This is a genomic window from Spirillospora sp. NPDC046719, assembly GCF_040645715.1.
Classification (GTDB): Bacteria; Actinomycetota; Actinomycetes; order Streptosporangiales; family Streptosporangiaceae; genus Spirillospora.
The window spans coordinates 1-9,499 of record NZ_JBEYYT010000372.1 but is presented as its reverse complement, the minus strand read 5'-3'; the positions used below and the strand labels follow the sequence as shown (position 1 = coordinate 9,499).

Sequence of the window (9,499 nt, the reverse complement as noted above, 5' to 3'; positions counted from 1 at the left end):
ACGAACCGCCGCGCGCCCAGCGCGTGCAGCGACCGCAGGGCCTCGCCGAACCGGACGGTCCGGCGCGCGTTGCCCGCCCAGTGCGCGGGGTCCGCGAGCCGCGCGGCGTCCACCTCCGCGCCCGTCACCGACGAGACGAGGGACGGGCCGCCGTCGGGCCGACGCCAGTCCAGCCCGGCGGCGACGGCGCGCAGGTCGTCCAGGAGCGGCTCGACGAGCGGGGAATGGACGGCGCGGCCGATCCGCAGCCTTTTGGTGCGCCGCCCCGAGTCCGCGAAGCGCTCGGCGACCTCGGTCACGGTCTCCTCGTCCCCCGCGATCACCACCGACCGGGGGCCGTTGGCGGCGGCGACGTCGGCGCGGTCGAGCCGGTCCGCGAGCGCGGCGCGGGCCTCCTCCTCGCCCGCCTCCACCGCGACCGCGACGCCGGACGCCAGCCCCTCGAACAGCCGCCCGCGCGCCGCGACGAACTCCGCCGCGTCCGCCAGCGGGAGCACCCCGGCGACGTGCGCGGCGGTGATCTCGCCGAGGGAGTGGCCCGCGACCAGGTCGGGCCGGACGCCCCACGACTCCAGCAGCCGGAAGAGCGCGACCTCGACGGCGAACACGGCGGGCTGCACCAGCTCCTGGCGGTCCAGACCGCCGCTCCACATCGCCTCGGTGATCGGCGTGCCGATCACCGGTTCCAGCGCGGCGCCGGCCTCGTCGAGGGCCCGCGCCAACGCCGGGTAGGTCTCGTAGAGGCGGCGTCCCATGCCCGCGCGCTGCACGCCCTGCCCCGGGAAGAGCAGGGCGGTGCGGCCGTCGCGCCTCCGGACCCGGACGACTCCGGGCGCGTCGCGGCCCTCCGCGAGGTCGCGCAGCCCCGCCGGGTGGTCGCCGGTCACGACGGCGCCGTGCTCGAACGCCGTCCGCGCCACCGCGAGCGAGCGGCCGACGTCCCGCGCGTCCGGCCGTGTCGCCGCCAGCTCGGCGAGGCGTCCGGCCTGGGCGCGCAGCGCCCGCTCCGATCGTCCGCTCACCACCCACGGGACGGGTCCGGGCGCGGGCTCGGGAGCCTCTCCGGCCTCGGCGCGGGGTGCCCCGGCGAGGACGAGATGGCAGTTGGAACCGCCGAGTCCGAACGCCGAGACGCCCGCGACCCGCTCCCCCTCCGGCCAGTCGCCGGGACGGTCGTGGACCCGCAGGTTCAGGCCCGCGAGGTCGATGTCGGGGTTCGGGTCGGCGAAGTTCGCCGTCGCGGGGAGCCGCCCGCGCGACATCCCCGCGGCCGTCTTGATGAGCCCGGCGATCCCGGCCGCGCCCTCCAGGTGGCCGATGTTCGCCTTCACCGAGCCCACCAGCAGCGGCTCGCCCGGGGGACGGGCCGCGCCGAGCACGCCGCCCAGCGCGGCGGCCTCCACCGGGTCGCCGCGCCGCGTCCCGGTGCCGTGCAGCTCCACGTACTGGACCGCGCCCGGATCGACACCGGACCGCTCGTAGGCGAGCCGCAGCACCTCTTCCTGCGCGTCGCGGCTCGGCGCGGTCAGCCCGGGCGTGGCGCCGTCGTTGTTGACCGCGCCGCCGAGGATCACGCAGTGCACGCGGTCGCCGTCCCGCAGCGCCGCGTCGAGCGGCTTGAGCACCACCGCGCCCCCGCCCTCGCCGCGGACGAAGCCGTTGGCGGCCGCGTCGAGCGGGCGGCACCGCCCGTCCGGTGACAGCGCGCCCAGCTCCCGGAGCGCGTCGTCGCTCTCCTCCGCCAGGTTCACCTGCACGCCGCCCGCGACGGCGAGCCCGCAGTCGCCGTCCCGCAGGCTCTGCACCGCCTGGTACACCGCCACCAGGGAGGACGACTGGGCGGTGTCGACGGTGACGCTGGGGCCGCGCAGGCCGAACACGTGCGAGACACGCCCGGAGATGAAGCCGCGGCGCGTCCCGGTCAGCGTGAACGGCGAGGTCTCGGCGCCGGCGTGGCGGGCCTGGAGAAGCCCGTAGTCCTCGGCCATCGCGCCGACGAACACGCCCGTGCGGCTCTCGTTCAGGGAGGCGGGCAGGACGCGGGCGTCCTCCAGCGCCTCCCAGGTGAGTTCGAGCATCAGGCGCTGCTGCGGGTCGAGCTCGGCGGCCTCGCGGGGCGGGACGCCGAAGAAGTCCGCGTCGAAGCCGTCGACGCGGTCGAGGAAGCCGCCGCGCCCGCGCGCGCCCTCGCGGTCTCCGGGCGCCGGGCGGATGGCCTCGTCGCCACGCATCAGCAGCGACCAGAACTCCTCCAGGCCCGGTCCTCCGGGGACGCGGGCGGACATGCCGATGACGGCGATGGGGATGCTCATTGCGGTTCCAGCTCCTCCGTCGTCTGGCGGGGTCTCGGGCCCGTCGGCGGGCCCCGGGGGTCAGCGGCGCGTCAGCAACTGTTCGGCCGCCGACCGCACGGCGTCGCGCTCGGCGTCGTCGCCGAGCCGCCGGTCGGGCGACATCCCGATCACCTGGCTGCGTCCGGCCGCGACGCGGGGATGGCGGCGGGCGAGCATCGTGAGGCTCTGCCCAGGCCCGGTCTCCACCAGCAGGTGGTCGCCGTCGTCCAAGAGCCGGTCGAGCGCCCGAGCGAAGTGGACGGTCCGGGCAGGCTGCCCGATCCAGAAGGACGGGTCGCACGCCCGCTCGGCGGTGAGCGGCGCCGCGTCGTAGGCCGAGTACAGCCGCACGGCGGGCGGCCGCAGCTCGACGCCGGTCCAGCGGTCGCCGGCCTCGGCCGACGCCGCGGCCACCAGCGGGCTGTGGAACGCCTGCCGGGCGGGGACGCGCCGGACCGTGACGCCGGAGTCCTTCAGCCGGGACATGGCGCGCAGCAGCGGCTCCTCCGCCGCGGCGAGCAGCAGCTGCCGGGGCGCGTTGACGGCCGCGAGGTGGACGTCGTCGCCGAGCAGGGGCTCCACGTCCCGCACCGAGGCGGCGACCGCGAGCATCCCGCCCGGTTCCGTCGCGGCGAGCGCGGGCAGCCGCTCCATCATCAGCCGCATGCCGTCGGCGAAGTCGAAGACCCCGGCGAGCGCGCCGGCCACCATCTCGCCGGCGGAGTGCCCGAGCAGCGCGTCCGGGCTGCCGCACCGGTCCACCAGGGTCCGCCCGAGCGCGTACCCGACCGCGTACAGCAGCGGCTGCGCCACCGTGACGTCGTCGAACTCCGGTGACGGCCGCTCGGCGAGCCACTGCGCGCGCACGTGCGGGCCGCGCGGGCCCATGAGCGCGAACGCCTCGTCCATCGTGCGGGTGAAGGTCTCGACGGTTCCGTACAGGGACGCGGCCATCCGCGGATGCTGCGCTCCCTGGCCGGGGATCAGCAGGGCGATCGGCAGCGGGCGTCCCCCGCCCGCTCGGTGGTCGTCGGTCATGCCCCCTTGTCTAAGGCGGCCGCGTCGAGATCCGGCCTAGGGTCATTCGCGTCCGGCGCCGCCGGGCGGGCCGGGACGACCTGTCCTCGACAGCGCCCTGACGCCCGGCTGCGACGCTCGCGGCATGAGGTACGAGGACATCCACGTGGCGGGGATCGGCCGCCACCTGCCCGACCCGATCGAGACGGCGGACGCGGAGAGACGGGGGCTGTGCGCCCGCAAGGACGTCTGGCGCACCGGCATCGAGGCCGTGTGCGTCTCCGAGGAGGCCCCGCCGGTGATGGCGGCGGACGCCGCGCGGCGGGCCATGGCGGACGCCGGCGCGGACCCGTCCGACATCGAGCTGATCCTGCACGCCAGCGTCCACTACCAGGGCCACGACCTGTGGGCCGCCGCCTCCTACGTGCAGCGCGAGGCGGTCGGCAACGCCTGCCCCGCCGTCGAGGTGGGGCAGCAATCCAACGGCGGCATGGCCGCGATCGAGCTGGCCGCCTCGTTCCTGGCGGCCCGGCCCGCGGGAGCCAAGGCGCTGGTGTCCACCGGCGACCGGTTCGCCCTGCCTGGCTTCGACCGCTGGCGGACGGACCCGGGCACGATCTGCGGCGACGGCGGCACCGCGATGGTCCTGGCGCGCGGCGCCGGGACTCCGGAAGACGGGCAGGACGCCGTCCTGCTGCGCAGCGCGGTCTCCGTCTCGGACCCGGGCCTGGAGAAGCTCGGGCGGGGCGCGCGGCCGTTCGCGGACGCCCCGCTGGAGGCGGCCCGCCCGATCGACGCCGAGACGCCGCGCGAGGAGGCGGTCACCGAACTCGGCTTCACCGAGGTCCTGCGGCGGCTGCGGGACGGGCAGGTGCGCGCCGTCGAGGGCGCGCTGTCCGAGGCGGGCGTCGAGCGCGGCGACATCGACTGGTTCGTCCTGCCGCACCTCGGCCTGCCGAAGATGAACGTGCAGTTCTTCGAGCCGCTCGGCGTCGACCGGGAGCGGACGACCTGGGACTGGGGCAGCCGGATCGGCCACCTCGGCGCCGGGGACCAGATCGCCGGGCTCGGCGAGCTGGTCGCCTCCGGCCGCCTCGCGCCCGGTGAGCGCTGCCTGCTCGCCGGCGTCGGCGCGGGCTTCACCTGGTCCGCGGCAGTGGTGGAGCGGACGCGGGCCGGGGCGGGCTGAGCCCCTCGGGGTCCCAGCGCGGTCCGGGCCGCCGCTCCGCGCCTCGCGGGGCGGCGGCCTCGTCCGCGTCGGCGCCGCGGTCCCGCCCGCCGTGCACGAGCACGGCGACGAGCGCCGCCAGCTCCCGCTCGTCCAGACGGCCCTTCACGATCTCGAAGTCGGCGCTCATCGCGGCTCTCTCCCCTGCCGGCCCGCGTCCCCGCGCGGGCCGGCGGTCACTGCGGCTGGTTCCCGTGCTTGCGGTTCGGCCGGGGCACGTACTTGGCGGCCAGCATGTCGAGCGCGTCGACGATCCGGACGCGCGTCTCCGCCGGGTCGATCACCTCGTCCACCAGGCCGCGCTCGGCCGCGTGGAACGGGTCCATCAGCTCGCGCCGGTAGTCCTCGACGCGGGCCCGGCGCTCGGCCTCCGGGTCGTCGGCGGCGGCGATCTCCCGCCGGTACACGACGTTCACCGCGGCCTCGGCGCCCATCACGGCGATCTCGTTCGTCGGCCAGGCGAGGGACACGTCCGCGCCGATCGACCGCGAGTCCATCACGATGTACGCGCCGCCGTACGCCTTGCGCAGGACGAGCTGCACGCGCGGCACGGTCGCGTCGCAGTACGCGTAGAGCAGCTTGGCGCCGTGCCGGATGATCCCGCCGTGCTCCTGGTCCACCCCGGGCAGGAAGCCCGGCACGTCCACCAGCGTCACGATCGGGATGTTGAACGCGTCGCAGAACTGGACGAACCGGGACGCCTTCTCCGCGGCGGTGATGTCCAGGACCCCGGCCGTCTCCGCGGGCTGGTTGGCCACCAGCCCGGTGACCCGGCCCGCGAACCGGACGAACGCGCACACCACCGTCGTGCCCCACATCTCGTGGATCTCGAACATCTCGCCGTCGTCGACGATCTCCTCCACGACGGCGCGCACGTCGTAGGCGGCCTTGGCGTCGACCGGCACCATGTCGCGCAGCGCCGGGCAGAACCGGTCCGGCGGGTCGGCAGTGGGCCGCTCGGGCGCGAACCGGGTGTTGTCGGACGGCAGCAGCGACAGCAGGTACCGCACGTCCGCGAGGCACTCCTCCTCGCCGTCGTAGATCGCCTCGGCCACCCCGGTCCGGGCCGCGTGCACCTCGGCGCCGCCCAGCTCCTCGTGGGTGATCGTCTCGCCGGTGACCGCGCCGACCACGTCCGGGCCGGTGATGAACATCTGCGCGGTGTCGCGCACCATGAAGACGAAGTCGGTGAGCGACGGCGAGTACGCCGCGCCGCCCGCGCACGGGCCGAGCATCACGCTGATCTGCGGGATCACCCCGGAGTTGCGGACGTTGCGCTGGAAGATGCCGCCGTATCCGGCGAGCGCGGTGACGCCCTCCTGGATGCGCGCGCCCGCCCCGTCGCAGAGCCCGACCAGCGGCGCGCCCGCCTTCGCCGCCAGGTCCATGATCTTGTGGATCTTGGCGGCGTGCGCCTCGCCGAGGCTGCCGCCGAAGACCCGGAAGTCGTGCGCGTAGGCGAACACCCGCCGGCCCTCGACCAGGCCCCAGCCGACCACGACGCCGTCCGTCGGCGGGCGGCGGCGCTCCATGCCGAAGCCCTGCGCCCGGTGCCGCCGGAACGTCTCGATCTCGGTGAAGGTGCCCTTGTCGAACAGCAGGTCGAGCCGTTCCCGGACGGTCAGCTTCCCCTTGGACCTCTGGGCCTTCATGCCCCGGTCGCCGCCGGCCTCGGCGGCGGCGCGGCGCTCGGCCTCCAGCCGGGCCACGCGGGCCCTCATCTCAGACACTCCCGTACCCTCCGTCGGCGAAGACCAGCGGTTTGGCGTCGCGGAGCCGGCCCGCCGCCACCACCAGGCCGACCACCACGTGGTGGTCGCCGAGCCCGATGGCGTCCACGAGCCGGCAGTCGACGAACCCGGCGGCCTCGGCGAGCACCGGCGAGCCCGTCGCCGCGGTGACGACCTCCTGCCCGGCGAACCGGTCCACCCCGGGCGCCGCGAAACGGCGCGCCAGAGGCTCCTGGCCGGCGCACAGGAAGCTCACCGCGAAGCAGCCCGCCCGCTCCACCACCGGCCACGTCCGCGACCCGGATCCGATGCAGAACAGGACGAGCGGCGGTTCCAGCGACACGGAGGTGAACGAGTTCATCGTCGTCCCGGCCGGTCCGCTCCCGGCGTCCGCGGCCGCCACCGTCACTCCGGTGGCGAAGCCGCGCATCACCGAGCGGAACCTGCCGGCCTGCACGGGTCGGATCTGGCGGAGCACGGCGGTCCTTCCGCTGGGCGAACGATCGCCGACAACGTAGGACGCCCGCGTCGAGCCCGGTTCGCGTCCCGTCAGAGCCCGGTGCCCCCGGCTCCCGGGCCGTCCGGGGGATGAAAGGCCGCCGTCCGGGGTGAAAGGCCGTCCGGGCCTCTAGTGCTCGTTCCGCGGCGGTTCGATGAGGCCCGCGTGGGCGGCGCGGTTGACGGCGTCGAGCCGCGACCCCGCGCCGAGCTTGGCGAAGATGTTGCGCAGGTGGCGCTTGACCGTGGCCTCGGTGAGCGAGAGCCGGTTCGCGATCTGCCGGTTGGTGAGCGCCCGCGCGGTGAGGTCCAGCACCTGCCGCTCCCGCTCGGTGAGCTGGACGTGCTGCGCCCCGTCGTCCTCGGGCAGGCTGCGCCGCGAGACGCTCAGCACGATGCGCTCGGGGTCCTCCACCGCCTGGATCGCCGCGACCAGCTCGTGCCGCGTCACCGTCTTCAGCAGGTAGCCGCGGATGCCCGCCTCCAGCAGCGCGCGCAGCAGTTCGGGCCCCTCCTGCATGCTGAGGATGATGACCTTGGTGCCGGGCGACTGCCGCCGGATGCGCCGCACCGTGGTGACGGCGTCCGGTCCGGGCCCGCCGACCTCGAGCAGGACGACGTCGGGACGCTGGTCGGTGACCATCGCGACGGCCTCGTCGCCGTCGCCGGCCTCCCCCACCACCTTCAGCCCGGCGTCCTCTTCGAGGATCTCGCGCACCCCCTGCCGGACGAGGGTGTGGCTGTCGACGATCAGGACGGTCCGCGGCGTCAAGACCGCCCCCGCGCGCCGGCGCCCGTGCGTTCCGGCCGGGAACGGCCCTTCACGGGGAATCCGGCGGCATGCTCACTCGGACATTCGCTCATGAAGGCTCCGATCGGCGCGGTCTGGTTGCCGTTGGAGTCCGGACGGCGCCCACATCGCCACCCATCCCGCCGTATTGCGTTTTTGAAAGATCAACCGATTTCGTAAACACACCCCGTGACCCGTGGCGAGCCAACGGTAACATGCACCGATGTGCCCCGCCACCCGCCCCATCGCCATGACAAATCGCAACTACATACCTGTCAACGCGCCCGGTAACACGACCTTCCCGAACGACCGACTTCACTCCGGGCGCCGCCTTGTTCAGCGCCCCGAACCGCATGTGGACGCCCGGAGGCGGGGAACCGGTACCTGCCCGCTCCGGTCCTTCGGAAGCCGTCGCCGCCCGCGATCCGCAAGGCGCTCCGGCGCGACGACCGGCACCGTCCCGGCCCGCCGGCGGCCTCGCGGCCCCGGCCAATTCCGGCCGCCGTCCAAATCATGGACCGGGAATCCGGCCGCGCGGTGACGGGATGATTCCGGCGGTGCGCACCGAGTCACATGCCGCAGAATGCGGCCGTCAACCGTCCCTCGGAGTTCCTTGCTCGCACTTCCCGATTGTCACCCCTTACGAAGCGGGAACACGCAAATCATGGCCGCCCCCCGCATCTCCGGGCCCTTAGAGCGCCGATGGGGCGGCGCGGCGAGCCCAAGGGACGCGGGGGGCGGCCTTGTCAGATCACCGGGAAAGGACGTCCTGCGCGAGGTAGAGCGGGCGTCGACGAACGAAATACTTCGGGCGCAGCGGCCCGTGCGCCGGTCAGAGGATCTGCGGTTCCAGGCCGCCGAGGGTCAGCACCCGCCGCACGACGGGGCGCGGGTTGCGGATCCGCAGGGCGCCGCCCTCGCGGTGCAGCCGGTTGCGGGCCCGGATCAGGATCGACAGGCCGGTGCAGTCGAGGAACTCCAGCCCGGACATCTCCACCACGAGCGTGCGGGGCCGGTCGGCCAGGGCGGCGTGGACGGCGTCGCGGAACCGGTCCTCGGCGGCCATGTCGAGCTCGCCGGACAGCAGCATCACGACGGTGTCGCCGCGGTGGCTCGTGGTGATGCCCAGCGGGTGCGGCGCTCCCGGGGTCATGGCGTCGTCGTCCCCGGGCGCCGTCAGCGGCTGCGTCATGGTGTCACCCACCTCCTGAGCGGGGGCCGGGCCGGCGAGGCGGCCGGTCGGCGGGGTCCTGGCCGAGAGCGGTCAACCGTGCGGCCAGCTCGTCGCGTTCGCGGGTGAGCGCGTCGAGTTCGTGCTGGAGCTCGAAGATCCGCCGGATGGCGGGCAGCGTCATGCCCTCGTCCATCATGGTGACGACCTGCTGGATGCGGCCGATCTCCCAGCGGCTGTAGCGGCGCTGCCCGCCGGCCGAGCGCCGCGGCGAGACGACGTGCTGGGTGTCGATGCGCCGCAGGAACGCCTGCTGCACCTGCAGCATGTCGGCGACCTGCCCCACGGTGAACAGGGCCGCGTACTCGTCATCGATCGGCAATCCCATACCGGCCCCTTCCACTGTGTCGATGTGCGTTCCCGGCGCGCGCCCACTTAAGATCATGGCTGCGCGCCTGCCGGGTGTGAAAGCCGACGACCTGGCCCGGCGGGCGCCGCGCACCCACCGGGCCATGGCCGGTCTCGTCACCTGCCGCCCCCGCCGCGGCGGCGCCGGAGCGTTCCGGCGAGCGCCCGGGCGCGGGAGGCGATGGACGCGTGCCGGTCAGCTTTTGATCGCCTTCTGGTCGCCGGTGTGCTGGACGGCGACCTTGCGGGGCTTGGCCTGTTCCAGGACGGGGATGCGGACGGCCAGGACGCCGTTGTTGTAGGCGGCCTCGATGGCGTCGGCGT

The 9,499-nt window shown here is 74.8% G+C and carries 10 protein-coding genes; 1 reads left to right on the top strand and 9 read right to left on the bottom strand.

Going from position 1 to position 9,499, the window contains the following annotated elements; genetic code table 11:
- Both ABZ914_RS39520 and ABZ914_RS39515 read right to left on the bottom strand, forming a co-directional pair.
- Positions 1-2,312, bottom strand: a 2,312-nt coding sequence (locus ABZ914_RS39520; RefSeq protein ID WP_500199640.1) for a type I polyketide synthase, incomplete at its 3' end; no start/stop codon positions are given.
- 60 nt (positions 2,313-2,372) lie between these two features.
- Positions 2,373-3,371, bottom strand: coding sequence for an acyltransferase domain-containing protein (locus ABZ914_RS39515; protein WP_500199638.1), 999 nt, complete (start codon positions 3,369-3,371; stop codon positions 2,373-2,375).
- Between the two features lie 124 nt (positions 3,372-3,495).
- Between ABZ914_RS39515 and ABZ914_RS39510 the strand changes: the two genes are divergently transcribed.
- Entirely contained in the window at positions 3,496-4,539 is a 1,044-nt protein-coding gene (locus tag ABZ914_RS39510) for a ketoacyl-ACP synthase III family protein (protein WP_500199636.1), read from the top strand.
- On the opposite strand, the gene ABZ914_RS39505 is transcribed toward ABZ914_RS39510, so the two are convergent.
- The 7 genes from ABZ914_RS39505 to ABZ914_RS39475 all read right to left on the bottom strand — a co-directional run bounded on the left by ABZ914_RS39505 (position 4,490) and on the right by ABZ914_RS39475 (position 9,488).
- The gene (locus ABZ914_RS39505) at positions 4,490-4,708 is read right to left on the bottom strand and encodes a hypothetical protein (RefSeq protein WP_500199635.1); all 219 of its coding nucleotides are present in this window, start codon (positions 4,706-4,708) and stop codon (positions 4,490-4,492) included. The two genes, ABZ914_RS39510 and ABZ914_RS39505, sit on opposite strands and share 50 nt — an antisense overlap.
- Before the next feature lie 46 nt (positions 4,709-4,754).
- The gene (locus ABZ914_RS39500) at positions 4,755-6,299 is read right to left on the bottom strand and encodes an acyl-CoA carboxylase subunit beta (protein ID WP_500199633.1); all 1,545 of its coding nucleotides are present in this window, start codon (positions 6,297-6,299) and stop codon (positions 4,755-4,757) included.
- A 1-nt stretch (position 6,300) separates the two neighbouring features.
- Entirely contained in the window at positions 6,301-6,786 is a 486-nt protein-coding gene (locus ABZ914_RS39495; RefSeq protein ID WP_500199632.1) for a flavin reductase family protein, read from the bottom strand.
- Positions 6,787-6,936: 150 nt separating this feature from the next.
- Positions 6,937-7,578 carry a response regulator transcription factor gene (locus tag ABZ914_RS39490; protein ID WP_190855094.1) on the bottom strand — a complete coding sequence of 214 codons (642 nt, stop codon included), beginning with the start codon at positions 7,576-7,578 and terminating at the stop codon, positions 6,937-6,939.
- Between the two features lie 850 nt (positions 7,579-8,428).
- On the bottom strand, positions 8,429-8,788 hold the full coding sequence (locus tag ABZ914_RS39485; protein ID WP_500199630.1) for an STAS domain-containing protein: 360 nt from the start codon (positions 8,786-8,788) through the stop codon (positions 8,429-8,431).
- A gap of 4 nt (positions 8,789-8,792) precedes the next feature.
- The gene (locus ABZ914_RS39480; RefSeq protein ID WP_500199629.1) at positions 8,793-9,155 is read right to left on the bottom strand and encodes a MerR family transcriptional regulator; all 363 of its coding nucleotides are present in this window, start codon (positions 9,153-9,155) and stop codon (positions 8,793-8,795) included.
- A gap of 216 nt (positions 9,156-9,371) precedes the next feature.
- A complete protein-coding gene (locus ABZ914_RS39475) occupies positions 9,372-9,488 on the bottom strand; it encodes a hypothetical protein (RefSeq protein WP_500199642.1) in 117 nt (38 codons plus the stop codon).
- Positions 9,489-9,499 lie beyond the last annotated feature (11 nt).